This window comes from Erwinia rhapontici (assembly GCF_020683125.1).
In the GTDB taxonomy this organism is placed as follows: Bacteria; Pseudomonadota; Gammaproteobacteria; order Enterobacterales; family Enterobacteriaceae; genus Erwinia; species Erwinia rhapontici.
In genome coordinates this window covers 2268847-2295167 of record NZ_CP085627.1, presented here as the reverse complement: position 1 = coordinate 2295167, position 26321 = coordinate 2268847, and the positions used below count along the sequence as shown (strand labels likewise).

The window sequence follows — 26321 nt, the reverse complement described above, 5'->3', positions numbered from 1 at the left end:
TCAGACCGCTTTCGCTTTTTGTTTGTAACGGTCGAAAATCACCGCTGCTAACAATATCAGACCACGTACCACGTACTGTGAGAAAGGCGATATATTGAGTAAATTCATCGCATTTTCCACCGTTCCGAGGATCAAAACCCCGGCCACCACATAAGAAATTTTCCCAATACCGCCCTTCAGGGAGACGCCGCCGAGCACACAGGCTGAGATAACAATCAGTTCATAACCCAGCGAGGTCATCGGCTGGCCGCTGGTCATACGCGATGCCAGAATAATTCCCGCCGCTGCCGACACCAGGCCGGAAAGAATAAAGATGATGATACGGGTGCGTACCACCGGCACACCGGCCAGACGGGCGGCTTCTTCATTGCCACCAATCGCCAGCGTGTTGCGCCCAAAGGTGGTTTTGTTCAGCAGGAAAGCAAACAATACCAGGGTAATAATGGTCAACCATACCGGGGCCGGCACGCCCAGCCAGCTGGCATAACCCAGGGCGAAGAAGCGCTCGTCTTCGATACCCACGGCTTTACCGTCGGAGAAGATATACGCCAGCCCGCGCACGATCTGCATCGTGGCAAGCGTGGTGATCAAGGCGTTGATTTTCAGTTTGGCAATCACGAAACCGTTCACAAAGCCGCAGGCCACGCCGAGTAACAGCCCGGCAATCACCCCGATCCACAGGCTTTCGGTCATGTTGATGACCACCGCGCAGACGACACCGGCACAGGCAATCACCGAGGCTACCGACAGGTCAAAGTCGCCGGACGCCAGGCAGAACAGCATACCGCAGGCCACCATGCCGGACATCGACATCGCCAGCCCTAAGCCTTTCATATTGATAAGGGAACCAAAATTCGGCACAAACACCATGCAGGCAATAAACAGCGCGGCAAACACCACCAGCATGCCGAAGTTGTCCCACACACGGCTCAGACTGAAGCGCGATGGGGCAGCGGGTGTAACAGATGAAGTCGTTGACATAGGTTTCTCCTGCATATTCAGGCCACGTGTGTGGCAGGTTTGGCGGTTTTTGGCATCGCCAGACTCAGCGTCAGGGCTTCAGTGGCGTCGTTATGGTCCAGCTCTCCGGCGATTTCGCCTTCGCGCATCACCAGAATACGGTCAGCCAGCCCCATCACTTCGGGCAGGTCACTGGAGGCAAACAGCACCGCAATGCCCTGGTCGGCCAGGGCGTAAATCAGCTGATAAATTTCGTTTTTCGCGCCGACGTCAATGCCGCGCGTGGGTTCATCCAGCAGGATGACTTTCATCTCTTCGGACAGCCATCGACCGAGGATCGCCTTCTGTTGATTGCCCCCGGACAGATTCATAATCAGCTGGTCTGCCGACGGGGTTTTGATATTGAGCGAGCGGATATGCACTCCGGCATTACTGGCTTCCCAGCTGTTGTTGATCAGACAACCTGCCTTGAGGTTATTACGCCTGGCGCTGATATTGATGTTGTCGCGCACGGAATGTACCGGGATGATGCCATCGGCCTTGCGGTCCTCCGGGCAGAGCATAATACCGGCGCGAATGGCTTCAATCGGCTCATTAATCTGGAGTTTTTTACCATCCAGCCACAGTTCACCGCTGGTCAGACGCGTGGCACCAAACAGCCCTTTCATCAACTCACTGCGCCCGGCCCCCACCAGGCCAAACAGCCCGACAATTTCCCCTGCACGCACGCTGAACGACACCGGACTGCGCACGCCTTTGGCATGCACATTGTCCAGCTTCAGTCTCACATCGCCCTGCGTGCGTGGGCGGTAACCGTAGATATCACCAATTTCACGCCCCACCATCGCCTGCACCAGTTCGTCGTTTCCGGTGGTGGCCATATCGGTAAAGGTACGTACGTAGCGGCCATCTTTAAACACCGTGATGGCATCGCTGAGGGCAAAAATCTCCTCCATGCGATGGGAGACATACAGCACCACGCGCCCGTCGGCACGCAGCTGGCGGATCACGCGGAACAGCTGATCAATTTCACGCGCCGAGAGCGAGCTGGTCGGCTCATCAAAGGCGATAACCTGCGCATTACGCGTTAACGCTTTGGCAATTTCCACCATCTGCCACTGCCCGAGAGAGAGGTATTTCAGCGGCATATCCGGGTCAATATCCATACCGAGGATTTTGAGCTGACGCGCGGCTTCTGAGCGCAGGCGGGAACGATTGACCAGCCCGGCACGTTGTGGCAACTGGCCTAAAAAGATATTTTCTGCCACCGACATTTCCGGCACCAGATGGAGTTCCTGATAAATAATCGCCACCCCGGCATTGAGCGCATCGGTGGTGTTTTGAAAATTAACTGGCTGGCCCTGCAGGCGAATTTCACCGCCGCTGGCCTGATAGCTTCCGCTGAGAATTTTGAGCAGCGTTGATTTCCCGGCGCCGTTTTCCCCCATCAGGGCATGCACTTGTCCTGCATAACAGTCAAAACTGATGTCCTGTAGCGCCTTCACGCCCGGGAAGGTTTTGCTGATGCCGTGAAAGCTGAGGTACGGTGGTTGCGAAGTCATGGTGTCTCCTGCATTTTTGGGGGGAGGCATCCGGGCGAGGCATGCCTCGCCCCTACGGTCGTGTGTTATGCAGGGGCGGGCATCCCTCACCCCTGCGGTCGTGTGTTATGCAGGGGCGGGCATCCCTCACCCCTGCGGTCGTGTGTTATGCAGGGGCGGGCATCCCTCACCCCTGCGGTCATGTGTTTTGCAGGGGCGGGCATCCCTTACCCCAGCGGTCATGTGTTATGTAGGGGTCGGGCATGCCCGACCCGCTGCCACGGATTACATCAGGCCTTTTTTCGCCAGTTCTGCTTTGAAGTTGTCGCGGGTGATCAGCACCACATCGGTCACTTCGGTAAATTTGGCAGGCTCGATATCTTTCGTCACCCAGTCATGCAGCATCTGGATACTGCGATAACCGTGGACATCCGGGCTTGGCAGCAGCGAACCATAGAATCCGGTCGCCTGGCCTTTCGACAGTTCACTCACTGCATCCACACCGTTAATGCCAATCCCAATCACATTCGGCGCTTTAAAGCCCTGACCTTCGGTCGCACGGACGCCACCCAGTACGGTGTTATCGTTCATGCCAACAATCAGCCAGTTCTTCACTTCAGGATGCTGAACCAGCAGGGAGTTACCGGCATCAAAGGCGCCGGGAATATCGTTAGATTTGGTGGGGATCTGGTAAATCTGTTTTTCCGGGAATCCGGCTGTTTTCAGGGCATCAATAGAGCCACCGGTACGGCGGCGGGCGGTGTCCAGCTCATTGGCGGTGATCGCCATCACCGCGGTGTCTTTCACATCCCAGCCGCGTTTCTGCATCTCTTTGTACAGTTCCTGACCCTGACGTTCGCCAATTTTGGTGGCAGCCATCATCACCAGCGGTACGGTGTCCATCGGTTTGCCTTTCGCGGTCACAAACTGGTCATCCACCGCGATCACTTTCAGGCCATAACTGCGTGCTTTGGCCACAATGGCAGAGCCGAGTTTAGGATCCGGTGTACAGATAACAAACCCTTTCGCGCCGCTGGCCGCCAGACTGTCGATAGCATTCAGGGTTTTTTCACCATCCGGCACAGCGATTTTGATCACCTCGAAGCCGAGATCTTTACCGGCCTTATCGGCAAATTTCCATTCAGTCTGGAACCAGGGTTCTTCCGGTTGTTTCACCAGGAAACCCAGCTTCATGGTTTCCGCCATAGCGGATTGTGACATAACGGCTGCGAGGCCAATCGCGGCCAGCGCTTTAGTGAATTTGTGCATGAGGCTCTCCGGCTCAGTGCCCGCTCAGGGCGGGATTGTGTAAACGGTAACAATCGGTTGTTGAAAAAATTAAAAGCATTTAAACAAGACCTTACCTGAGCACTGACAACTTAACAGTGGCGGTAGTGCGCTAGTTTTACCCGCAAGTAAAGGGAAATATGTAGAGCGCTATCACACCCTGAAATTACAGTCGTTTTGTCCATCTATTCAGCCAATTTAACCGACAGGCAACATTTGAAGCCCATCACATTCCCACCCTGCATGACAGAAAAGTGCATATTTGCAGCCAGCCGCACCTAACCACTCCGCCGCGATGTTTCCAGGATAGAGGAACAGTAAAAGAGCCTCTTCTGAACATAACGGAGAACAACTATGCATAAGGGTGCGATTACCCTCGGTCTGGATTTCGGCAGCGACTCGGTCAGGGCGCTGGCGGTCGATTGCGCCAGTGGTCGTGAGCTGCACAAGCACGTGGTTGCCTATCCTCGCTGGAAGGCCGGGCGATTCTGCAACCCGGCGAACAATCAGTTCCGTCACCATCCGCAGGACTATATTGATGCCCTGGAACAGGCCATTCGTGACGTTGTCACTAAATTAACCCCTGAGCAGCGCCTTAACGTGGTGGGTATTGGTGTGGATTCCACCGGCTCCACCCCCGCCCCTGTCGATCGTGAAGGCCGTGTGCTGGCACTGCGCCCGGAGTTTGCCGACAACCCCAATGCAATGTTCGTGCTATGGAAAGATCACACCGCGATTGAAGAAGCTGAAGCCATTACCCGACTCTGCCACAGCGGTGACTATCAGGATTACTCGCGCTTTATCGGCGGTATCTATTCGTCCGAATGGTTCTGGGCCAAGATCCTGCACATCAGCCGCAACGATGCGGCGGTTCGTGAGGCCGCCGTTTCCTGGGTGGAACTGTGCGACTGGGTGCCCGCCCTGCTCAGCGGCACTACCGCCCCTGCCGACCTGAAGCGTGGCCGCTGTGCTGCTGGTCATAAATCCCTCTGGCACCCTTTATGGCAGGGACTGCCGGAAGCGAAATTCCTTAATGCTCTCGATCCGTTGCTCACGGCCGATCTCGATCACCCGATGTTCACCGAGACCTGGACCGCCGATGTGCCTGTCGGCAAGCTGAGCGCCGAATGGGCCGAACGTCTTGGTCTGCCAGACCATGTCGTGCTGTCCGGCGGGGCATTTGACTGCCATATGGGCGCGGTGGGCGCAGGCGCACAGCCTTATACCCTGGTGAAAGTCATAGGTACTTCCACCTGCGACATTCTGATTGCCGATGCGGATCGCGTGGCTGACCGGGCGATTAAAGGCATCTGCGGCCAGGTGGACGGCAGCGTGGTACCGGGCATGATTGGCCTGGAGGCCGGACAGTCAGCCTTTGGCGATATGTATGCCTGGTTTGGCCGCCTGCTGAGCTGGCCGTTAGTGCAGGCGGCCACGCTGCACCCCGACCTGCAGCCGCAGCTGGAAGCGATCCAGCACAGCCTGCTGGAACAGCTGACCGCCGCCTGGGCGGTTGACCCACAGCTCGACCATCTTCCGGTGGTACTCGACTGGTTTAACGGCCGTCGTACCCCTTTTGCCAACCAGCGCCTGAAAGGCGTGATCACCGATCTGAATCTGGGCACCGATGCCCCGACGCTGTTTGGCGGGTTTATTGCGGCGACCGCATTTGGCGCGCGCGCCATTATGGAGTGTTTCGAACAGCAGGATATTCCGGTACAGCAAATCCTCGCGCTGGGTGGGATTGCCCGCAAATCACCAACCATCATGCAGGTGTGTTGCGATGTGATGAACCGTCCACTGGATATTGTCGCCTCCGATGAGTGCTGTGCCCTTGGTGCAGCGATTTTTGCTGCGGTGGCCGCTGGCGTGTATGCGGATATCCCCGCAGCACAGGCGCAGATGGCCAGCCCGCTGGAACAAACCCTGCAACCGGACCCGATGCGCGTTGCCCGCTTCCAGCAGCTTTACCAACGTTATCTTGAATGGTGTGAACTGGCGGAACCGCAGTTTGCCCCACAACCTTCATCAGTCAGTTAAGGAATCGTTTTATGACACAGTTAAACGCCCGTAGCGTATGGTTTGTGATTGGTACACAGCATCTGTACGGTGCGGAAACCCTGCGCCAGGTGGAGCAGCACGGACAGCAGGTAGTGGATGGCTTAAACCGGGCGGGTAAACTGCCCTTCCCGCTGGTCCTTAAACCGCTGGTGAAAACCCCTGATGAAGCGCTGTCGCTGTGCCGCGAGGCTAATCACGATCAAAGCTGCCTGGGCATTATCACCTGGCTGCATACTTTCTCTCCGGCAAAAATGTGGATTGGCGGCCTGTCGATCCTGAATAAACCGTTGTTGCAGTTCCATACCCAATTCAATGCGGAAATCCCGTGGGACACGATGGATATGGACTTTATGAACCTGAACCAGACCGCACACGGCGGGCGTGAGTTCGGCTTTATTGGCGCGCGTATGCGCCTGCCGCATCAGGTGGTGACCGGACACTGGCAGGACGAGCGTTCCCAGCAGCGTATCGGCCAATGGATGCGCGGTGCCGCCGCCCTGCTCGCCAGCCAGCAGCTCAAAGTGGCGCGCTTTGGCGACAATATGCGTGAAGTCGCGGTGACCGAAGGCGATAAAGTCGCGGCACAGATCCAGTTCGGCTATGCGGTCAATGGCTGGGGCGTCGGCGATCTGGTGGACGTGATCAACAAGGTCAGCGACGGCGATGTGAACACACTAATCGACGAGTATGAAAGCAGCTATGAGTTCAGCGCGGCGGCAGCGGTAAACGGTAATAAGCGCCAGAATGTGCTGGATGCTGCCCGTATTGAGCTGGGGATCAAGCGCTTCCTGGACGATGAAGGCTGCCGTGCGTTTACCACGAATTTCCAGACCCTGCATGGCATGACGCAGTTGCCAGGTCTGGCGGTTCAGCGCCTGATGCAGCAAGGCTATGGTTTTGCCGGTGAAGGTGACTGGAAAACCGCTGCACTGCTGCATGTGTTCAAGGTGATGGCAGGGGATTTACCGGGCGGCACCTCGTTTATGGAGGATTACACCTATCACTTCGCACCGGGTAACGATCTGGTGCTGGGTTCCCATATGCTTGAAGTCTGCCCGACCATTGCACGCGAAGCCAAACCGCTGCTGGATGTGCAGCCGCTGGGTATTGGTGGCAAAGCCGATCCGGCCCGCTTGATCTTCTCTGCCCCTGCCGGGCGCGCGGTGAACGCCAGTGTGATTGATATGGGCGACCGTTTCCGCCTGCTGGTGAATGTGGTGGATGCGATTGAACAGCCGCAGGCCCTGCCTAAGCTTCCGGTGGCCCGTGCACTGTGGCGTGCGCAGCCTTCGCTGGCGACAGCGTCTGAAGCCTGGATCCTCGGCGGCGGTGCACACCATACGGTGTTCAGCCAGGCGCTGACGGTGGAAGATATGCGCCTCTATGCTGAACTGCACGGAATTGAGGTGCTGGTGATTGATGAGGAGACAACGCTGCACGGGTTCCGCGATGCCCTGCGCTGGAATGAAGCGTACTACCGTTTGAATCAGCGTTAATCCCACGGGTTCAGTGAGATATCAGGCGGACCGCAAGAGGTCCGCCCCTCCCGTCCCACCGTCGTGCCTTCCTGTTTCCACCACCTTTCACTTTATTTCAATCTCTGCTGGTCAGCACGGCTGCATTCCGCTTACTATGAAACCTAGAAGCCGGAAACTCCATGATTTCATTGAGTTTTAATCATATCGTCATTCGCGCCTCGGTCAGAGGAATTATTCTGATAATTATTCAAATGGAAGTGGTTCATATCGCAAATGCTCGCTCTTTTACTGATTATTTCTATTCTATATCTCGGTGATCTGGTTTCAGTCAGAACGAAAGCGTGGGTGCCTTCCGTCTTTGTCTGCGCGGTACTGTTTTTGATCGGTTACTGGACTTTTTTCCCCAAAGATATTGTCAGCGTTGCCGGGATCACGCCGGTGGTAGCGGTGATGCTGATGTATCTGCTGATCACCAATATGGGCACGCTGCTGTCCGTGCCGGAGTTGATCCGTCAGTGGAAGACGATTGTTATTTCTCTGGCCGGTATCGCCGGTATTTTTGTCACAGTCTTTGGCGTCTGCCTGCTACTGTTCGATTTTAATACGGCTATCGTCACTATCCCGCCACTGGTTGGCGGTATCGTTTCGGCAATTATTATGTCGAAAGGCGCGGCCAGTGCGGGTCTGGTCGATTTGTCGGTATTCGCCATTCTGATCTACGTGATGCAGGGCTTTGCCGGTTATCCGCTAACCGCCATTATGCTGCAACGCGAGGGCAAGCGAGTGCTGAGCCTGTACCGCAGCGGGGCGTGGCCTCAGGCATTCGTGACGGCAGAGACGCCTGCGGTGACAGCGCACCAGTCATCTGATGTCATGCCACGCCTGTTTAAACGCTTTCCTGTCCATTACAACACCAGCTACTTTAAATTCCTGCGCCTGGCGGCCGTCGGCTATCTGGCGTATCGGGTGTCTGGCTGGCTGGCGCCAGTCATCTCCGTCAGCCCGTTTGTCCTGTGCCTGCTGTTTGGCGTGGTGGCGACCACGCTAGGCTTTTTAGAGAAGCAGCCATTACAGAAAGCCAACGGTTTTGGCTTTGCGGTGATGGGGCTGATGCTGTTTATCTTTGATACGCTGAACCGCGCGACGCCGGAGATGTTATTGCGCCTGCTGTTGCCCATGCTGGTGCTGATCGCCACTGCGGTTATCGGCATGTTTATCGTCTGCTGGGTGGTGGGTAAGCTGCTGGGCGTCAGCACCGAGATGGCCTTCGCCATCGCCCTGACCTCAATGTACGGTTTCCCGGCAGACTATATTATTACCCATGAAGCCATTACCGCCCTGACCCGCGATGAAAATGAGCGCGAGGTGCTGATGCAGCACATGCTGGCCCCGATGCTGGTCGGTGGATTTATCTCCGTGACCATGGTGTCCGTGGTGATGGCCGGTGTCATGGTGGCATATATTATTCCTGCATAAAAAACCAACAAGGAAGCTAAACAGTGATTAATCATGATATTAAAAAATCCGTCCATGCACATGTTGACGCGATGATCGCCCTGCGCCGCGACCTGCATGCCCACCCGGAACTGCCATGGGAAGAAGTACGCACCACCAATACGGTGGCCGCTCTGCTGGATGAAATGGGCATCGACTATCGCCGCACGCAACCGACCGGGATCATTGCCGAGATCCGTGGGGGTAAACCGGGTAAAACTGTCGCTCTGCGCGCTGACATGGATGCGCTGCCAGTGCAGGAGCTCAGCGACTCACTCAGCTATAAATCCCTGACCGACGGTAAAATGCACGCCTGCGGACATGATGCCCACACTGCAATGCTGCTGACGGCAGCCAGAGCTTTACAGGAGCATCGCTCCCGTTTGCGCGGTAATGTAAGACTGATTTTCCAGCCTGCAGAAGAGATCGCCCAGGGTGCGCGTGCCATGGTGAAACAGGGCGCGGTGGACGGCGTTGATAACGTTTTTGGCATGCATATCTGGACGACGACTGCCTCTGGTAAAGTGTCCTGCAACGTCGGTTCATCCTTTGCCTCCGCCGACCTGCTGAAAGTCACGTTTAAAGGGCGCGGTGGCCACGGTTCGATGCCGGAAGCCTGTATTGACGCGGCGGTGGTGGCCTCATCGTTTGTGATGAATCTGCAGGCCATTGTGGCGCGGGAAACGTCCGCGCTGGCGTCCGCCGTGGTGACCATCGGGCGTATGGAAGTGGGCACACGTTTTAACGTTATCGCCGAAAATGCGGTTCTGGATGGCACGGTGCGCTGCTTTGACGTCGACACCCGTGAACGTCTTAAAGCGGCGATTGAGCGTTATGCGCAGCATACGGCGGCAATCTATGGTGCAACAGCGCAGGTTGAGTACACCTACGGCACACTGCCGGTGATTAACGAGGCACGCAGTGCGCTACTGGCACAGTCCGTGATCAGCGATGCGTTTGGGGCCGGGGTGCTGTTTGACGAGAAACCGACCACCGGTGGTGAGGATTTCAGCTTCTTTATGGAAAATATCCCCGGCTGTTTTGCCCTGCTCGGCTGTGGCAATGCCGAGAAAGGCACCGACTGGGCGCACCACCACGGCCGTTTTAATATCGATGAAGATGTGATGGTGACCGGGGCCGAACTTTATGCGCAGTACGCCTGGTGCTACCTGCAACAGGATGATTTTTAACCTCATCACGTAGACACTGTCTTGCCAGATAACTGGCAAGACATATTTCGGGCTCGAGCACTGAGGTCTCCCCAAATAATAGTGCTCGCTATTGATTTTAAAATAACCGTGACAATACCAGTGGATAGTCCAACCGTACTGTAACTATTTCGTTATTTCTCATCATAAGTACCTGCATTCGGGTCGAACCATTTGTTGTGTTCATAAAAGAAGGTAACAGTGTCCCCACGATTAAATACAAACGTCGCTCCGCCACTTGAGTACAACCGCCATGTTCCAAAGAAACCATCACTAAATTTTAAATCCCCCTCGGCATAGCACGATGAATATCGGGAATTAACAATTAAATCTGATTCAACAGGATAAGCATGGCTGAAGTAGTTCATGACCTGTTCTTCTGTTGGCATGAATTTTTTACAGGCATTAATCTCATTAATATTGTTGACATTCTTCAACGTCTGTCCTGTCGCCGTGATATGAACGGACGTGACCGTTCTGGCCTGGCAGTAAGGGGTAATAAGCAGGATCAACAACACGCAGGTTTTTAAGTGGGCGCGGCAGCTTACCATTTGGCTGAACTCGCTTCTGTTTCGTTTTTTCGGGCAATATCCGGGTGCCGAAAGATTTCATTTTTTCTTATGCCAAACGTATCTTTTAGTTCGCTAATCAACCATTTCAGTGATTGGTTTTGCTGCTCAGTGACGGCTTCATAAATGTATTCTTTAGCGTTTTTATCAGAATGATCTTTTTTATAAGCCGCTCCGACAATTTCTATGCCAATTGAATCCGTGTTCGCCGGAAAACGGTCAGGCCAGGTCTTTGCCTTCTCTCTATCGGATATCTCCTTTGTTCGCCACGCATTTTCTAAGAGAGCGGCTTTCTTTAATTCAGCAGGCTCACACCGATGTGTTATCAGGCAGCGAGAACGCATTAGCCCGACATGATAAGTTATCCTGAAAAGCGAAGCCGTTTGATAGATGCTGCCATCTTTATCAATGATGAAATGAGCGCCATTGGCATTCGCGTGCTGGTAGCTATTGAAAGTACTTTGCAGCGTAGGGGCATTAGTTTGATGAACGACAATACCATTAACATGGATCATCTCACCATGATGAAGCGCGGGGAAAATCCTTTTTGTGATTCTTGCGGCGTCGATATAGCCATCGGCATCGATATAAAGCATGGTTCATCCTTGTTTTGATTAATAAACACCCTTTGTATGTTATATAACCAGGCACTGGCGAACAAGATAGCCTGATGATTCTCGTTGTTTGTCCACCTTATCTGTCCCGGTTTAGATGATCTCCCCGTAAAACCGGGTCAGCCCACAGCTCAACATCACGGGCAAACCGGAAAAAAGGGTCTGCCCTACGTGAAGTGAACCGCGCTTGCGAAGGCATCCTCGCAGTGGACGCAGCGCCTGCCGCAAAGGGCGGCGGCGACTGGCGGACCGCATAAGAAGGCCCGCCCTTGAGGTTATGAGTTGTGAACTTAACTTAATCGCTTCACCGGCGCATTCTGCTGCCGATCCCACATCACCGTCAGCAGCCGTTGCAGCGCAATAAACGCAAACAGCAGCACGCCGATGGCAATCTTCGTCCACCATGAACTCAATGTGCCGTCGAAGTTAATCCAGGTCTGAATCAGCCCCTGGATCAGCACGCCAAACAGCGTCCCCAGTACCGTGCCGACACCCCCCGACAGCAGCGTGCCGCCGATCACCACCGAGGCGATGGCGTCCAGCTCCACGCCCATGCCCGCCAGCGCATACCCCGCCGAGGTATAAATGGAGAACACAATCCCTGCCAGCGTCGCCAGACCCGATGACAGCATATAGATACGCACCGTGGTGCTGCGGGTGGAAATCCCCATCAGCTTTGCAGAGGTGGCGTTGCCGCCAATGGCGTAGACCTGATTACCAAAACGGCTGCGGTGCGCCAGCAGAATACCGAACGCCACCACCACCAGCATAATCACCGCCAGCAAGCTCAGGCGCCCGCCTCCCGGGATCTTCCACGCCATGGATGAGAGCGTGGCATACAGTGGGTGATCGATCGGTAATGAACTTTCGGCCACCAGATAGCTACAGCCGCGCAGGAAAAACATCCCGGCCAGCGTGATAATAAACGCCGGGATTTTCAGGGCATCAATGAGCCAGCCCATAAAGGCACCGAATGCCGTCCCTAGCGACATCACCAGCGCAAAGGCCAGCCACGGGTCGACATGGAAATCACCAATCAAACGGGCAAGGAACACCCCGGTAAAGGCGATCACCGCGCCCACCGACAGGTCAATACCGCCAGAGAGGATCACAAAGGTCATGCCAACGGCAATAATACCGAGGAAGGCGTTGTCCGTGAGGATATTGGCGATCACCCTTGTTGAAGCAAACCCCGGAAACTGGCTCAGACAGAACAGATACCCCGCCACAAACACCAGCAGGGTGATCATTAATGGCAGATGACGTTTAATCACGGCGGTGCCCTCGTTTAAACAGTTGAATAAAGCGCGGGGATTGCAGCAACAGGACCAGCATCACCACCACCGCTTTCACCACCTGATTCAGTTCTGGCGGGAAACCGGAAAGCAGAATACCGGTGTTCATGGCCTGAATGATCAGCGCGCCAATCAGCGACAACAGAAGATTAAATCGCCCGCCCATCAGAGATGCACCACCAATCACCACCGCCAGAATCGCGTCCAGCTCCAGCCACAATCCGGCGTTGTTGGCATCGGCACCGCGAATATCCGCCGCCACAATCAGCCCGGCCACCGCGGCACACAGCCCGCTGAGAATATAGGTGCTCATCACCACCAGCCAGCCGTTGACGCCCGCATTGCGCGCCGCACGCAGGTTGATCCCCACCGCTTCAATAAACATCCCCAGCGCTGTTTTTCGCGTCAGCAACCACACCAGCAGTGCGAGGGTCAGCGTGATCCACACCGGAACGGGCAACAGCAGCAGTGTCCCGCTGCCGAGCCGCGCCAGCGCATCACTGTCGAAGGTGACAATTTGCCCCTGGGTGATCAGCTGCGCGATACCGCGCCCCGCCACCATCAGGATTAATGTGGCCACAAACGGTTGGATCTTCAGCAACGCCACCAGCACCCCATTCCATAATCCACACAGAATGCCGCTGCCCAGCGTGACCAGAATAATCACCGGAATACTGTGCCCGGCCACGGTCAGCGTGGCCGCCGTTGCGCCTGCAATCGCCATCACGGCACCCACCGACAGATCGATGCCCCCGGTGGCGATCACCAGCGTCATACCGATAGCCAGGATCGCGACGGGGGCGGCGCGGTTGAGAATATCAATCGGGCTACCGAACAGTCGTCCGTCCTGCAGATGGACAGCAAAAAAGTTGTTCGCCACCAGACTGTCAATAATCAGCACCAGCAGCAGTGCGCCAATCTGCGGTAATCCCGGCGGTAGTTTTCGTTTTAACATCGGTGGTTTCCCCGCCATCAGATGCGATTCAGGCATGTTGCTCCCCTCCTGCGGCAATCGCGTTAACAATGGCCGCAACGGACAGTTGTTCCAGTGGTATTTCTGCTACCTGCTGGCGGTCGCGCAGGATCACCACGCGGTCAGCGTATCCCACCAGCTCCTCCAGCTCTGACGAAATCACCAGCAGCGCCAGTCCGTCGGCACAGAGCGTCTCAATCAGGCGGATAATCTCTGCGTGGGCACCCACATCAATGCCACGCGTGGGTTCGTCCAGAATCAGAAACTGCGGCTTTGTGACCAGCCAGCGGGACAGCAAAACCTTCTGCTGGTTACCGCCGGAGAGCAATTCCACCGGCTGCTCTGCGTCCGGGGTACGGATCCCCAGGCTTTTGATAAAGCGGTCAGCCACCTGTTGCTGCTCACGTTTGGGGATCGGTCGCAGCCAGCCGCGCTGGGCCTGCAACGCCAGGATGATATTTTCGCGTACCGATGCTGCACCAATAATGCCGTCGGTTTTACGATCTTCCGGACAGAAGCCCATGCCAAGCTTCGATGCCTGGGCCGGTGAACGGATTGTTTGCGGTTTTCCTTTGATGAAAGCGCGGCCGCTGTCAGCACGTTTAATGCCGAACAACAGTTCAGCGGTTTCCGTCCGTCCTGACCCCAGCAGGCCAGCCAGCCCAACGGCCTCCCCGGGACGCACGCTCAGGCTGAAGGGTTCAATCGTCCCTTTTTTGCCATAGTCTTTAAATTCCACCACGGGCTGATTGCTTTTCAGCGTGCTGCCAGCCCGCTGTAAGGCGGTTTCCAGCAGATCGCGCCCCAGCATCAGCTTGATCAGCTCGATTTGCGGCAGCGTTCGGGTATCGCGTGTGGCGATAAACTGCCCGTTACGCAGCACGGTAATGCGGTCGGTAATGCGGTAAACCTGGTCAAGGAAGTGGGTGACAAAGATCAGGCTCATGCCTTTCTCTTTGAGTTGCGTCATCAGTGTGAACAGCATGGTGACTTCACTGGCATCCAGACTGGCAGTCGGCTCGTCGAGGATCAGCACTTTTGCCGAGAGATCCACCGCGCGGCAGATGGCGATAATTTGCTGCATCGCCACCGAGTACTGTCCAAGGGGACGTGTCACATCCAGCTCAAAACCGTAGTCGGCCATCAGCTTCACCGCCCGCTGATTTAATGTCTTACGGTCAATCAGACCAAAGCGTTTCGGCTCGCGGCCGATAAACAGATTGTCAGCGACTGACATATTTGGCAGCAGGTTCACTTCCTGGTAGACGGTGCCAATTCCCAGCTGCTGGGCTTCTGCCGTGTTGCGGGGATTTATCGCCTGCCCGCCGAGCATGATGGTCCCGGCATCGCGCTGATAGACGCCAGTCAGTACCTTGATCAACGTGGACTTTCCTGCACCGTTCTCCCCCAGTAGCGCCATGATTTCGCCAGGGCGAAGGTCAAACGAGACATTATCCAGCGCCCGGACGCCGGGAAAAGATTTGCTGACGTTGCTGATATTCAGCAATGCGGGCAGAGGGGTGTCGATGGTCATGTTGTGCCTCAGGCCATGAGTAAACCGCCCCGAAAGGGGCGGTGAGGGGATCAGTAACCCATCCCTTTTTTGGTGTCCAGCTGTGCCTGAGCATCGGCTGGCAGGAAAAGTTTCGTTTCAGTTTTGATAATTTTTGGCGGCATGGTGCCGTCTTTTTTCAGTTTTTCCAGCGCATCAAACGCCGGCCCCGCCATATTTGGCGTCAGCTCCACGTTGGCATTTGCCTCACCTGCCAGCATCGCTTTATAAATATCCGGCACGCCATCAATCGATCCGGTTAAAATATCTTTACCCGGTTTAAGTCCGGCTTCTTTAATAGCCTGAATGGCACCAATCGCCATATCATCGTTATGGGCGTAAACCATGCAGATATTCTTGCCGTTGTTTTCTGCCTTAATAAAACTTTCCATGACCTCTTTCCCTTTGCTACGGGTAAAGTCGCCGGACTGCGAGCGGATCACTTTAATATTGGGTGTGTTAGCAATGGCTTCAGCAAAGCCTTTTTTACGGTCAATGGCCACGCTGGCACCCACCGTGCCTTGCAGCTCCACGACGTTACAGGGTTTGCCTGCCTGATGTTTGACCAGCCAGTCACCGATCAACTTACCTTCGTAAACGTTATCGGCGGTGACGACGGCCTGATAGAGCGATTTATCTTTGACGACGATGGCACGATCGAGCAGGAAGACCGGAATTTTGGCGTCTTTGGCTTCCGAGAGCACCGGCTCCCAGCCTGTCTGAACGACGGGCGCAATAAAGATTGCGTCAACGCCCTGAGCGATAAAGGAGCGTACAGCTTTGATTTGATTCTCTTGTTTTTGCTGGCCGTCCGCGATTTTCAGCGTAATGCCGCGTTTCTGAGCCTCACTTTTTGCCACGCTGGTTTCTGCTGCGCGCCAGCCCGATTCAGAGCCAACCTGTGAGAATCCAACGGTCATGGATTCGGCCAGCGCCGGTGCAGACAGGCTGGCACTGATGAGAGTGGTTAAGAGTAAACGCTTCCACATGATCATTTTTCCTCTGATGGGATTTTATCGTATAGGGTTAAGAGCCACTAAAGCCTGGACTATTCATCGGAAAACATTTACGACAATGCTCACAAAATTCAACAAATCAAATAGCTTACGCGACAAGACCGATCTGTTTCTGTGCTAATCGATATGGAAAAAACGCGCACAGGGCGCCAAAAGAAGGTTAAATAACTGTAATAAACATAAGCGGTTGCGCCAGAAGCATTTGGAAGCGATTACAATACCGCGTGAAGTTCTGTCACCCGTACTCCCCTCCCGTTCATCCCCGATCAAACAGCAGATTTGTGAGCTGCTGCACAGTTTAATCTGTCGCGTAAAACCAGCTGCCCGCCGGTGCCGTATTGCGTATGGCTTAGAAGGAATGCTGAATTTTCTGATTTTTATATTCCAAAGCCGAAACAACGTGGAATCTTTTTCTCTGCAACATATAATCAGCGACTCATTATTCTGTCGCTGGCTGACCGCAATGACCGTTCAAGACTATTTGTTAAAATTTCGCAAAGTTAATTCTCTGGAGACGCTGGAAAAACTCTTTGACCATTTGAATTACTCCCTGACCGATGACAGCGATATTATTCAGATGTACCGCGCCGCCGACCATCGTCGGGCGGAGCTGGCCTCCGGCGGACGCCTGTTCGACCTCGGCTGCGTCCCGAAAACGGTCTGGCACTACGTGGTGTAGTCCGGCAGTTGATTATCGTCCTGATGACCTGAAGCGCGATATTCCGTATAATCCTCCTCATCATGCGTAGGGCTCTGTGCAATGCGCGCTTTGTCGTCTCTGGCTGAATAAGGACAATCTGTGCCTGTTAATTCTAAACCGCGCCTCGGTGGCTGGCTTTTTGTGCCGTTGGCGTGGCTGGTGTTATTAGTCATGAACATGATTCTGGTGTTGATAATGTATGGGGCCGGACTGATTGGCCCAGCCTTTCGCGGTGCGTTATCCAACCTGCCATCGTCTGCGCTGTTGCAGTGGGGGGCCTTCCTGCTGACCACAATACTGATGCTGAGCTACAGTGCCTGGATTATCTGGATGTTCTGCAAGCGTTCTCCACGCCTGCCGCGCCATTACATTATCTGGCTGTTGCTCAATGTGCTGCTGGCGCTTAAAGCCTTTCTCTTTGCTCCGGTGGAAGACAGCGTGGTGGTGAACAGCCTGCTGCTCGCTCTGCTGGCGGCCAGCGTGTTTGTGCCCTATTTCAAGCGTTCTCAGCGGGTTAAAAACACCTTTATCGCACCCTGATGTCGAAAAAAGCGTCATAAATTTAATCCTGAGTGCGCTATTAAAAACCCACAGACCCGGAGCGGTTGTGGTCAGGCACGCAATGCCTGATAATAAGCGGCTTTCTCTATATTTTCAGGCGTATCAATGACCGAATACCTGCTTCTTTTTATTGGCACAGTGCTGGTGAATAACTTCGTTTTAGTGAAGTTTCTCGGCCTCTGTCCCTTTATGGGCGTTTCCAAAAAACTGGAAACGGCAATTGGCATGGGACTCGCCACGACATTCGTCATCACACTGGCCTCCATTTGCGCCTGGCTGGTGAACCATCTGATCCTGCTGCCGCTGGACCTCGTCTATCTGCGTACCATGGCGTATATCCTGGTGATCGCCGTGGTGGTGCAGTTCACCGAGATGGTGGTGCGTAAGACCAGTCCTGACCTTTATCGCCTGTTAGGCATTTTCCTGCCGCTGATCACCACTAACTGTGCCGTGCTTGGCGTACCGCTGTTAAGCGTTAATCTTAATCATACTTTCCTTCAGGCCGCGCTTTACGGTTTCAGTGTTTCACTGGGCTTCTCTCTGGTGATGGTGCTGTTCGCCGGTATCCGCGAGCGCCTGGTACTGGCCGATGTCCCGGCACCGTTTAAAGGCTCTTCCATTGCACTGATCACCGCCGGACTGATGGCGCTGGCATTTATGGGCTTCAGCGGGTTGGTCAAGTTCTGATGAGTGCGATTTGGATAGCGATTGCCGTGTTAAGTGCGCTCAGTCTGGTTTTCGGTGGACTGCTGGGGTATGCCTCGCGCCGTTTCAAAGTGGAAGAAGATCCGATTGTTGAGCAGATCGATGCGATTCTGCCACAAAGCCAGTGCGGCCAGTGCGGTTACCCTGGCTGCCGTCCCTACGCGGACGCCGTGGGCAATAACGGTGAGATGATCAATAAATGTGCTCCCGGCGGCGAGCAGACCATGCTTAAGCTGGCGGCGCTGCTTAATGTTGATCCTCAACCGTTGGGCGATGAAATGCCCACGGAGCCGGAACGCAAAGTGGCCTGGATTGACGAAGCCAACTGTATCGGTTGTACCAAATGTATTCAGGCCTGCCCGGTTGATGCCATTGTCGGTGCCACGCGCGCGATGCACACCGTGTTAAGCGACGTCTGTACCGGCTGCGATCTGTGCGTTGCCCCCTGCCCGACCGACTGCATTGAGATGCGTCCGGTTGCGACTACCACTGCTAACTGGAAATGGGATCTCAACACCATCCCAATCCGGGTTATTCCTGTAGAAAGTCATGTTTAACCTGCTTAATTTCTTTAAAAAAGATCGGCTCTGGGATTTCGAAGGTGGCATTCATCCACCGGAGATGAAAACCCAGTCTAATGGCGTGCCGCTGCGTCACCTGCCGTTACCTGCGCAATTTATTCTGCCCCTGAAGCAGCATATTGGCCATGAAGGCGAGATTGGCGTGCGTCCGGGCGATAAAGTCCTGCGCGGGCAACCGCTGACCTTCGGCAACGGCCGCATGTTACCGATCCACGCGCCGACGTCGGGTACTGTCACGAAGATTGCGCCACATATGACGGCCCATCCGTCAGCGCTGGCTGAAATGTGCCTGTTTATTACCCCCGATGGTGAAGACCGCTGGGTGGATAAGCAAACCCTGAGCGATTATCGCAGCGTGGAACGCAGTATCCTGGTAGAGAAAGTCCATCAGGCTGGCGTTGCCGGTCTTGGCGGCGCGGGTTTCCCTACGGCGACAAAACTGAAAGGTGGCCTGCGGGGTGTAAACACGCTGATCATCAACGCCGCCGAGTGCGAGCCTTATATCACCGCCGATGACCGTCTGATGCAGGACTGTGCCGATGACGTGCTGGAAGGCAGCCGCATCCTCGCGTGGATCCTGCAGGCAGAGCAGGTCTTAATCGGCATCGAGGATAATAAACCCGAGGCGATTGCCGCGCTTAAGCAGGCGTTAGGCAGCGCCACGGATTTGCATATCCGGGTGATCCCGACCATGTACCCCTCAGGCGGTGCCAAGCAGCTCACAAAAATTCTGACCGGGAAGGAAGTGCCGCACGGTGGTCGTTCAACCGATATCGGCGTACTGATGCAAAACGTCGGTACCGCTTTTGCCGTTAAGCGCGCCATTGTCGACGGTGAAGCACTGACCGAACGCGTGGTCACCCTGACCGGTGAGTCCGTGGCAAAGCCGGGCAATGTCTGGGCGCGTCTCGGCACCCCCATCAGCCATCTGTTGCAACAGGCTGATTTTATGCCGGGTGCTCAGCAGATGGTGGTGATGGGCGGCCCATTGATGGGCTTTACCCTGCCAACGCTGGATGTGCCCGTGGTGAAGATCACCAACTGTATTCTCGCGCCCGCCGCCAGCGAAATGGGCCAGAACGAACCGGAACAGGGCTGCATCCGTTGCAGCGCCTGTGCCGATGCCTGCCCGGCAGCCCTGTTACCGCAGCAGCTTTACTGGTACAGCCGGGGCGGCGATCACGATAAAGCGCGTGAACATAATATTGCTGACTGTATTGAGTGCGGTGCCTGCGCTTACGTCTGCCCGAGTAATATCCCGTTGGTACAGTATTACCGTCAGGAGAAAGCGGAGATCCTGGCTATTGACCAGGAGGCCGAACGTAATGCGCTGGCGAAGAGCCGTTTTGAAGCACGCCAGCTTCGCCTTGAACGTGAAAAAGCCGCGCGCGATGCCAAACATCAACAGGCAAAACGCAGCGTAGCCGCCAGTGACGCCGATGCGATCAGCGCGGCACGCGAGCGAGTCAAAGCGAAGCAGGCTGAAACATCCGGCCAGGATGCTGCAAATCAGGCAGCAAAACAGGCGCAGCGGGAAGCGCGTCAGGCGGAAGCCCATGCCCGCCAGGTGGAAGAACAGGCCAGCAGCGAACCCGTTACCCGCCAGACTGACGATCCGCGTAAAGCGTCAGTAGAAGCTGCCATTGCACGGGCAAAAGCGAAGAAAGCCGCTCAGGCCACTGCCAGCGCAGCAGCACCTGCCGAAGCCGAATCGCCGTCGGCTGAACCGGTGGTGGATGCGCGCAAAGCAGCAGTGGAAGCCGCCATTGCCCGGGCAAAAGCGAAGAAAGCCGCGCAGGCCACCGCCAGCGCAGCACAACCCGCTGAAGCCGAATCACCGTCGGCTGAACCGGTGGTGGATGCGCGCAAAGCGGCTATTGAAGCCGCCATTGCCCGCGCAAAAGCGAAAAAAGCCGCGCAGGCCACTGCCAGTGCAGCAGACCCCGCTGAAGCCGAATCGCCGTCGGCTGAACCGGTGGTGGATGCGCGCAAAGCGGCTATTGAGGCCGCCATTGCCCGCGCAAAGGCGAAGAAAGCCGCGCAGACTGCAGAAGAGTCAGTGAAAACAGAAGAGAGTGAAGCGCCTGCCGCTTCAGATGATGCACGTAAAGCGGCGGTGGCAGCGGCCATTGCGCGCGTGAAAGCGCGTAAAACGCAGCAGCCTTCAACGCAAGAGGATTAAATGGCTTTTCGTATTGCAAGTTCGCCTTACACCCACAACCGCCGCAGCACCAGCACCATTATGCTGCTGGTGCTGATTGCCGCCGTGCCTGGCATGGTGGCACAGTGGTACTATTTTGGCTGGGGTAACCTGATTCAGGTCCTGATTGCTGCCATCGCTGCCATCGGTGCTGAAGCCGCCATACTGCGCCTGCGCAAACTGCCGCTGGCAGACACACTGAAAGATAATTCTGCGCTGCTCACTGCCCTGCTGTTGGGCATCAGCATTCCTTCGCTGGCGCCCTGGTGGGTGATTGTGATCGGTACGCTGTTTGCCGTGGTGATTTCCAAGCAGCTTTACGGTGGTCTTGGGCAGAACCCGTTTAACCCGGCGATGGTCGGATATGTGGTGCTGCTGATCTCCTTCCCGGTGCAGATGACCAGTTGGTTGCCGCCGGACGGTTTACAGGGAATGACACCGACCCTCGGTGACACCCTGAGCATGATCTTCCATTTCCATACGCTGGATGGTCACACCATGCAGCAGTTGCAGGTGGGGATTGACGGGGTCAGCCAGGCAACGCCACTGGATACCTTCAAGACCGGACTGCGCGCCGGGCACAGCGCAGAACAGCTGCTGGCGCAGCCGATTTACAGCGGCGTACTGGCCGGGCTGGGCTGGCAATGGGTGAACGTCGGTTATCTGCTGGGCGGTGTTTTCCTGCTTTGCACCCGCAGCATCCGCTGGCATATCCCGGCAGGGATGCTGATCTCGCTGGCGTTTTGTGCCACCCTGGGCTGGTTAATTTCTCCGCACAGTCTGGTGTCTCCCGTCATTCATCTGTTGTCCGGTGCGACCATGCTTGGCGCGTTCTTTATTGCCACTGACCCGGTCACCGCCTCAACCACGAACAAAGGCCGGCTGATCTATGGCGCATTAATTGGCCTGCTGGTATGGCTGATCCGCAGTTTCGGGGGTTACCCGGATGGCGTGGCCTTTGCCGTGCTGCTGGCCAACATCTGCGTACCGTTGATCGATTACTACACGCAGCCGCGCGTTTACGGCCATCGGAAGGATAAATAATGCTGGATGCCATTCGTAAAAACGGTGTCACGCTGGCCGTGTTTGCCGCTATCACTACCGGGCTGACGGCGGTGGTCAACACAGTCACCAAACCGACGATTGCTCATCAGACTGCGTTACAGCAGAAAGTATTGCTGGACCAGGTGGTGCCGCCGGAGTTGTATGATAACCACATTCAGCAGGAGTGCTATATCGTCAGTAATCCGGCCCTGGGTAATGCCAGTCCGCACCATCTTTATCTGGCGCGTAAAGGCGATAAACCGGTTGCCGTAGCCGTTGAAACCACCGCTCCCGATGGCTATTCGGGTAATATTCAGATGATTGTTGGCGCCAGTTTTACCGGCACGGTTTACGGCACACGCGTGGTCGAACACCACGAAACGCCGGGTCTGGGCGATAAAATTGAGCTGCGCATTTCCGACTGGATCAACAGCTTCAACGGCAAACAGGTAAAAGGCGCCGATGACAGCCAGTTCGCAGTGAAAAAAGACGGGGGTGAGTTTGACCAGTTTACGGGTGCCACCATTACCCCACGCGCCGTGGTGAATGCGGTTAAGCGCACAACGTTGTATATTGAAACCTTACCGGAGCAGCTTTCTTCGCTGCCACCTTGTGGAGAGTCCAATGAGTGAAACCAAAACCCTGCTGGTCGGCGGGCTGTGGAAGAATAACTCAGCGCTGGTTCAGTTGCTGGGCCTGTGCCCGCTGCTGGCCGTGACCTCGACGGCGACCAATGCGCTCGGCCTCGGGCTGGCAACCACGCTGGTACTGACCTGCACCAATAGCGCAATTTCGCTTTCGCGCCGCTGGGTACCCTCTGAGATCCGTATTCCTATTTACGTGATGATTATCGCTGCGGTAGTGAGCTGCGTGCAGATGTTGATCAATGCCTATGCTTACGGCCTTTATCAGTCGCTGGGGATCTTTATCCCGCTGATCGTCACCAACTGCATTGTCGTTGGGCGTGCGGAAGCGGTGGCATCGAAAAGCAGTATTCCGCTCTCGGCCCTGGATGGCATGGCCATCGGCCTGGGGGCCACCAGCGTGATGGTGGTGCTGGGTTCGATTCGCGAAATCATCGGTAACGGCACCCTCTTTAACGGTGCGGATCAACTGCTCGGCCCCTGGGCGAAAGTGATGCGCATTGAGGTTGTCCACTTTGATTCCCCGATGCTGCTGGCGATGCTGCCGCCGGGTGCTTTTATCGGTCTGGGCATGCTGCTGGCCGCTAAGTATCTGATTGATAATAAAATGAAACAACGTGCCGCCCTGAAGGCTGAAAGAGAAGCGCAGGCGTTGCCGGATGGAAAAACAACAGGTGTGCTGTGAATAAGGAAAAGCGTCAGGAAATTTTGACCCGGCTGCGGGATAACAACCCGCATCCCACCACGGAACTGATGTTCACCTCTCCTTTTGAACTGCTGATTTCGGTTCTGCTGTCTGCGCAGGCTACCGATGTCAGCGTGAATAAAGCCACGGCAAAACTCTACCCGGTTGCTAATACGCCTGCCGCCATTCTGGCGCTGGGTGTCGATGGGGTGAAAGAGTACATCAAGACCATCGGCCTGTTTAACAGCAAGGCTGAGAACGTGATAAAGACCTGCCGGATTCTGCTGGAACAGCATGGCGGTGAAGTGCCGGAGAGTCGTGAGGCACTGGAAGCGTTACCCGGCGTTGGGCGTAAGACGGCCAACGTCGTATTAAATACCGCCTTTGGCTGGCCGACTATCGCCGTCGACACGCATATTTTCCGCGTCTGTAATCGCACCCGTTTTGCACCTGGCAAAAACGTGGAACAGGTGGAAGAGAAGCTGCTGAAGGTGGTGCCGAAAGCGTTTATGGTCGACTGCCACCACTGGCTGATCTTGCATGGCCGCTACACCTGCATTGCGCGTAAACCGCGCTGCGGCTCCTGCCTGATTGAAGATCTTTGTGAATTTGATGCTAAAGTAGAATGACCAGACGTCTTAAAAATGCCTTCTGACCCTCATAACAATATCATTTTATGACTATTATCGGCCCGTTCCCTGACGTGGTTCGCGGCCATAATCCAGGATAGAGAGAGTGCTATGCAACATATCATTGAAGGTTTCCTCAACTTCCAGAAAGACATTTTCCCCGAGCAAAAAGAACTTTTCCGCAGCCTTGCTTCAAGCCAGAATCCCAAAGCGCTGTTTATCTCCTGCTCCGACAGCCGCCTGGTGCCGGAACTGGTCACCCAGCAGGACCCGGGACAACTCTTCGTGATTCGTAACGCAGGTAACATCGTGCCGTCATTCGGGCCTGAGCCTGGCGGCGTGTCTGCCACTATCGAATATGCCGTGGTGGCGCTGGGTGTGACGGATATCGTGATTTGCGGCCACTCCAACTGCGGTGCAATGAAGGCGATTGCCACCTGTCAGTGCCTTGATCCGATGCCTGCCGTAGCGCACTGGCTGCACTATTCTGATGCGGCGAAAGCCGTGGTCGAGAAAAAGACCTATGCCACTGAAGAAGACAAAGTGAATGCGATGGTGCAGGAAAATGTCATTGCGCAATTAAATAATATTAAAACTCACCCCTCGGTCGCCGTAGGACTGCGCAACAATGCGCTGCGGCTGCACGGCTGGGTGTATGACATTGAAAGTGGTGCTATTCGCGCACTGGAGAAAGACACGAAGGAGTTTGTTCTGTTGTCGGAAAACCCTGAGGTTTACTTCGAGTAACGATTTTGGTTACGGGGCGACCGAAACGAAAAGTCGCCCTACAGCAAACGTCGGGGCTGACCTTCTGTTTCGGTCAGCCCACATCGTATTAACGGCTTAACTGATAGTAATCCGCTTCTGACAGCGGTAATGGCGCTTTGCCACGAATGGCGTCAGATATTTTCTCCGCAATCATCACCGTTGGGGCATTCAGGTTGCCCGTGACAATCTGCGGCATAATCGACGCATCGACCACACGCAGGCTGTTCATGCCGTGCACGCGCCCTTCTGCATCCACCACGGCCATCGCATCGGTACCCATCGCGCAGCTACCACAGGGGTGATAGGCGGTTTCCGCATGCTCACGGATAAAGGCGTCGATCTCCTCATCGCTCTGCACGTTGATCCCGGGCTGCAACTCTTCACCGCAATATTCGGCCAGCGCTGGCTGACGCATAATCTCGCGCGTCAGACGCACTGCGTTACGGAACTCCACCCAGTCACGCTCTTCCGACATATAGTTGAAGAAGATCGATGGCGCAGCATACGGGTGTTTGGATGTCAGCTTGATACGGCCACGGCTCATAGAGCGCATCGGGCCGACGTGAGCCTGGAAACCATGCTGTTTCACCGGGCTGCTGCCGTTGTAGTTAATCGCTACCGGAAGGAAATGGTATTGCAGATCGGGCCAGTCTGGCTGATCGTCACTGCGGATAAACCCGCCCGCTTCAAACTGGTTGCTGGCACCTACACCCGTGCCGTTGAACAGCCACTCAGCACCGATAGCGGGCTGATTCCACCACTGCAAGGCAGGATACAGGCTGACCGGTTTTTTACAGCCGTACTGCATGTAAACTTCCAGGTGATCCTGTAAGTTGCGCCCGACGCCTGGGAGTGCATGAACCACCTCGATATCCAGCTCACGCAGCCACTCTTCCGGCCCAACGCCCGAACGTTGCAGGATCTGCGGCGAGTTGATCGCCCCGGCACACAGCAGCACTTCACGGCGGGCTTCCGCCTGCTCTTGTTTACCGTTACGCAGCCAGGTGACACCCGTGGCGGTTTTGCCGCTGAACAGAATACGGTCGGTCTGCGCATGGGTAACAATGGTCAGGTTCTGACGCGTTTTGGCCACATCCAGATAGCCGCGCGCGGTGCTGGAACGACGGCCTTTGGCGGTCACGGTGCGGTCCATTGGGCCAAAACCGTCCTGGCGATATCCGTTAAGATCGTCGGTTTCATGATGTCCTGCCTGCTGGGCGGCATCAATAAAGGCGCGATAGAGCGGATTATTGCCTTTTTTCGGCGTGGTGACGCTGAGATAACCGTCACCACCGTGCCAGTCGTTTTCTCCGATATCGCGCTTTTCCGCACGACGGAAATACGGCAGGCAGTTCAGATAGGACCAGTTTTCCAGACCGGGTTTGCTCGCCCAGTTGTCGTAGTCCATCGCGTTACCACGGATGTAACACATACCGTTGATCAGTGAAGAACCGCCAAGGCCTTTGCCGCGTCCGCACTCCATACGGCGGTTATCCATATGAGGTTCAGGATCGGTTTCAAATGCCCAGTTGTAGCGTTTACCCTGCAGTGGATAAGCCAAAGCGGCTGGCATTTGGGTACGGAAGTCCCAGCGGTGATCTTTGCCGCCTGCTTCCAGTAACAGTACCGATACGTCAGCATCCTCAGTCAAACGGGTTGCCAGCACGTTGCCTGCTGAACCCGCACCAATAATGATATAGTCAAATTTCTGCATTAAACCTCCGGAAATATTGCCGCGACGCGCACGCCGCGGCGA

General features: G+C 55.4%; 24 protein-coding genes. 14 read left to right on the top strand and 10 right to left on the bottom strand.

Features of this window, described 5'->3' with window-relative positions; all coding sequences use genetic code 11:
• The 3 genes from araH to LJN55_RS10815 form a co-directional block, all read right to left on the bottom strand.
• Positions 1 to 981 (bottom strand): L-arabinose ABC transporter permease AraH, encoded by a 981-nt coding sequence (gene araH / locus LJN55_RS10825; protein ID WP_133845166.1) that lies wholly within the window; start codon positions 979 to 981, stop codon positions 1 to 3.
• 17 nt (positions 982 to 998) lie between these two features.
• A complete protein-coding gene (gene araG, locus LJN55_RS10820; RefSeq protein WP_227536231.1) occupies positions 999 to 2522 on the bottom strand; it encodes an L-arabinose ABC transporter ATP-binding protein AraG in 1524 nt (507 codons plus the stop codon).
• Between the two features lie 264 nt (positions 2523 to 2786).
• Positions 2787 to 3770, bottom strand: coding sequence for an arabinose ABC transporter substrate-binding protein (locus LJN55_RS10815; protein ID WP_133845170.1), 984 nt, complete (start codon positions 3768 to 3770; stop codon positions 2787 to 2789).
• 372 nt (positions 3771 to 4142) lie between these two features.
• Here LJN55_RS10815 and LJN55_RS10810 point away from each other — a divergent pair, with 372 nt between their 5' ends.
• From LJN55_RS10810 to LJN55_RS10795, 4 genes are all read left to right on the top strand, one after another.
• Complete coding sequence (locus LJN55_RS10810) at positions 4143 to 5828, top strand: ribulokinase (protein ID WP_227536230.1); 1686 nt, start codon at positions 4143 to 4145, stop codon at positions 5826 to 5828.
• A gap of 11 nt (positions 5829 to 5839) precedes the next feature.
• Positions 5840 to 7345 carry an L-arabinose isomerase gene (gene araA / locus LJN55_RS10805; RefSeq protein ID WP_227536229.1) on the top strand — a complete coding sequence of 502 codons (1506 nt, stop codon included), beginning with the start codon at positions 5840 to 5842 and terminating at the stop codon, positions 7343 to 7345.
• Between the two features lie 246 nt (positions 7346 to 7591).
• Entirely contained in the window at positions 7592 to 8803 is a 1212-nt protein-coding gene (locus LJN55_RS10800) for a hypothetical protein (RefSeq protein WP_227536375.1), read from the top strand.
• 23 nt (positions 8804 to 8826) lie between these two features.
• On the top strand, positions 8827 to 10011 hold the full coding sequence (locus LJN55_RS10795) for an amidohydrolase (protein ID WP_374760118.1): 1185 nt from the start codon (positions 8827 to 8829) through the stop codon (positions 10009 to 10011).
• A 152-nt stretch (positions 10012 to 10163) separates the two neighbouring features.
• Here the strand turns inward: LJN55_RS10795 and LJN55_RS10790 are convergent, their stop codons facing one another.
• The 6 genes from LJN55_RS10790 to ytfQ form a co-directional block, all read right to left on the bottom strand.
• Positions 10164 to 10580, bottom strand: coding sequence for a hypothetical protein (locus LJN55_RS10790; protein WP_227536228.1), 417 nt, complete (start codon positions 10578 to 10580; stop codon positions 10164 to 10166).
• Complete coding sequence (locus tag LJN55_RS10785; RefSeq protein WP_227536227.1) at positions 10574 to 11194, bottom strand: peptidoglycan recognition protein family protein; 621 nt, start codon at positions 11192 to 11194, stop codon at positions 10574 to 10576. The genes LJN55_RS10790 and LJN55_RS10785 overlap by 7 nt, the downstream gene beginning before the upstream one ends.
• 308 nt (positions 11195 to 11502) lie before the next feature.
• On the bottom strand, positions 11503 to 12486 hold the full coding sequence (gene yjfF / locus LJN55_RS10780; protein ID WP_227536226.1) for a galactofuranose ABC transporter, permease protein YjfF: 984 nt from the start codon (positions 12484 to 12486) through the stop codon (positions 11503 to 11505).
• Positions 12479 to 13498, bottom strand: a complete 1020-nt coding sequence (gene ytfT / locus LJN55_RS10775; protein WP_133845181.1) for a galactofuranose ABC transporter, ATP-binding protein YtfT — start codon at positions 13496 to 13498, stop codon at positions 12479 to 12481. Before ytfT ends, yjfF begins: the two co-directional genes overlap by 8 nt.
• Positions 13491 to 15014 carry a galactofuranose ABC transporter, ATP-binding protein YtfR gene (gene ytfR, locus LJN55_RS10770; RefSeq protein ID WP_133845183.1) on the bottom strand — a complete coding sequence of 508 codons (1524 nt, stop codon included), beginning with the start codon at positions 15012 to 15014 and terminating at the stop codon, positions 13491 to 13493. The genes ytfT and ytfR overlap by 8 nt, the downstream gene beginning before the upstream one ends.
• 50 nt (positions 15015 to 15064) lie before the next feature.
• Entirely contained in the window at positions 15065 to 16021 is a 957-nt protein-coding gene (gene ytfQ, locus LJN55_RS10765; protein ID WP_133845185.1) for a galactofuranose ABC transporter, galactofuranose-binding protein YtfQ, read from the bottom strand.
• A 490-nt stretch (positions 16022 to 16511) separates the two neighbouring features.
• On the opposite strand from ytfQ, the gene ydgT reads away from it, so the two are divergent.
• The 10 genes from ydgT to LJN55_RS10715 all read left to right on the top strand — a co-directional run bounded on the left by ydgT (position 16512) and on the right by LJN55_RS10715 (position 24544).
• A complete protein-coding gene (gene ydgT, locus LJN55_RS10760; protein ID WP_133845187.1) occupies positions 16512 to 16727 on the top strand; it encodes a transcription modulator YdgT in 216 nt (71 codons plus the stop codon).
• Between the two features lie 120 nt (positions 16728 to 16847).
• A complete protein-coding gene (locus LJN55_RS10755; RefSeq protein ID WP_227536225.1) occupies positions 16848 to 17288 on the top strand; it encodes a DUF2569 domain-containing protein in 441 nt (146 codons plus the stop codon).
• 126 nt (positions 17289 to 17414) lie between these two features.
• Entirely contained in the window at positions 17415 to 17996 is a 582-nt protein-coding gene (gene rsxA / locus LJN55_RS10750; RefSeq protein WP_227536224.1) for an electron transport complex subunit RsxA, read from the top strand.
• Positions 17996 to 18571 (top strand): electron transport complex subunit RsxB, encoded by a 576-nt coding sequence (gene rsxB / locus LJN55_RS10745; RefSeq protein WP_133845193.1) that lies wholly within the window; start codon positions 17996 to 17998, stop codon positions 18569 to 18571. Before rsxA ends, rsxB begins: the two co-directional genes overlap by 1 nt.
• Positions 18564 to 20777, top strand: coding sequence for an electron transport complex subunit RsxC (gene rsxC, locus LJN55_RS10740; protein WP_227536223.1), 2214 nt, complete (start codon positions 18564 to 18566; stop codon positions 20775 to 20777). The genes rsxB and rsxC overlap by 8 nt, the downstream gene beginning before the upstream one ends.
• Positions 20778 to 21839 carry an electron transport complex subunit RsxD gene (gene rsxD / locus LJN55_RS10735; protein WP_133845197.1) on the top strand — a complete coding sequence of 354 codons (1062 nt, stop codon included), beginning with the start codon at positions 20778 to 20780 and terminating at the stop codon, positions 21837 to 21839.
• Positions 21839 to 22471, top strand: coding sequence for an electron transport complex subunit RsxG (rsxG, locus tag LJN55_RS10730; RefSeq protein ID WP_133845199.1), 633 nt, complete (start codon positions 21839 to 21841; stop codon positions 22469 to 22471). Before rsxD ends, rsxG begins: the two co-directional genes overlap by 1 nt.
• On the top strand, positions 22464 to 23168 hold the full coding sequence (locus LJN55_RS10725) for an electron transport complex subunit E (protein ID WP_227536222.1): 705 nt from the start codon (positions 22464 to 22466) through the stop codon (positions 23166 to 23168). The genes rsxG and LJN55_RS10725 overlap by 8 nt, the downstream gene beginning before the upstream one ends.
• Positions 23165 to 23797 carry an endonuclease III gene (gene nth / locus LJN55_RS10720; RefSeq protein WP_133845203.1) on the top strand — a complete coding sequence of 211 codons (633 nt, stop codon included), beginning with the start codon at positions 23165 to 23167 and terminating at the stop codon, positions 23795 to 23797. The genes LJN55_RS10725 and nth overlap by 4 nt, the downstream gene beginning before the upstream one ends.
• Before the next feature lie 111 nt (positions 23798 to 23908).
• The gene (locus LJN55_RS10715; RefSeq protein WP_133845205.1) at positions 23909 to 24544 is read left to right on the top strand and encodes a carbonic anhydrase; all 636 of its coding nucleotides are present in this window, start codon (positions 23909 to 23911) and stop codon (positions 24542 to 24544) included.
• 88 nt (positions 24545 to 24632) lie between these two features.
• Here the strand turns inward: LJN55_RS10715 and betA are convergent, their stop codons facing one another.
• Positions 24633 to 26279, bottom strand: a complete 1647-nt coding sequence (gene betA, locus LJN55_RS10710) for a choline dehydrogenase (RefSeq protein ID WP_133845206.1) — start codon at positions 26277 to 26279, stop codon at positions 24633 to 24635.
• Positions 26280 to 26321: the final 42 nt, after the last annotated feature.

Coding starts and splice junctions, on each gene's coding strand:
- araA (WP_227536229.1), top strand. CDS start 5,840: ATGACACAGTTAAACGCCCGTAGCGTATGGTTTGTGATTGGTACACAG.
- ytfT (WP_133845181.1), bottom strand. CDS start 13,498: ATGCCTGAATCGCATCTGATGGCGGGGAAACCACCGATGTTAAAACGA.
- LJN55_RS10790 (WP_227536228.1), bottom strand. CDS start 10,580: ATGGTAAGCTGCCGCGCCCACTTAAAAACCTGCGTGTTGTTGATCCTG.
- rsxB (WP_133845193.1), top strand. CDS start 17,996: ATGAGTGCGATTTGGATAGCGATTGCCGTGTTAAGTGCGCTCAGTCTG.
- LJN55_RS10725 (WP_227536222.1), top strand. CDS start 22,464: ATGAGTGAAACCAAAACCCTGCTGGTCGGCGGGCTGTGGAAGAATAAC.
- ydgT (WP_133845187.1), top strand. CDS start 16,512: ATGACCGTTCAAGACTATTTGTTAAAATTTCGCAAAGTTAATTCTCTG.
- LJN55_RS10785 (WP_227536227.1), bottom strand. CDS start 11,194: ATGCTTTATATCGATGCCGATGGCTATATCGACGCCGCAAGAATCACA.
- rsxG (WP_133845199.1), top strand. CDS start 21,839: ATGCTGGATGCCATTCGTAAAAACGGTGTCACGCTGGCCGTGTTTGCC.
- rsxD (WP_133845197.1), top strand. CDS start 20,778: ATGGCTTTTCGTATTGCAAGTTCGCCTTACACCCACAACCGCCGCAGC.
- rsxC (WP_227536223.1), top strand. CDS start 18,564: ATGTTTAACCTGCTTAATTTCTTTAAAAAAGATCGGCTCTGGGATTTC.
- araH (WP_133845166.1), bottom strand. CDS start 981: ATGTCAACGACTTCATCTGTTACACCCGCTGCCCCATCGCGCTTCAGT.
- ytfR (WP_133845183.1), bottom strand. CDS start 15,014: ATGACCATCGACACCCCTCTGCCCGCATTGCTGAATATCAGCAACGTC.
- betA (WP_133845206.1), bottom strand. CDS start 26,279: ATGCAGAAATTTGACTATATCATTATTGGTGCGGGTTCAGCAGGCAAC.
- rsxA (WP_227536224.1), top strand. CDS start 17,415: ATGACCGAATACCTGCTTCTTTTTATTGGCACAGTGCTGGTGAATAAC.
- LJN55_RS10810 (WP_227536230.1), top strand. CDS start 4,143: ATGCATAAGGGTGCGATTACCCTCGGTCTGGATTTCGGCAGCGACTCG.
- LJN55_RS10715 (WP_133845205.1), top strand. CDS start 23,909: ATGCAACATATCATTGAAGGTTTCCTCAACTTCCAGAAAGACATTTTC.
- ytfQ (WP_133845185.1), bottom strand. CDS start 16,021: ATGTGGAAGCGTTTACTCTTAACCACTCTCATCAGTGCCAGCCTGTCT.
- araG (WP_227536231.1), bottom strand. CDS start 2,522: ATGACTTCGCAACCACCGTACCTCAGCTTTCACGGCATCAGCAAAACC.
- LJN55_RS10815 (WP_133845170.1), bottom strand. CDS start 3,770: ATGCACAAATTCACTAAAGCGCTGGCCGCGATTGGCCTCGCAGCCGTT.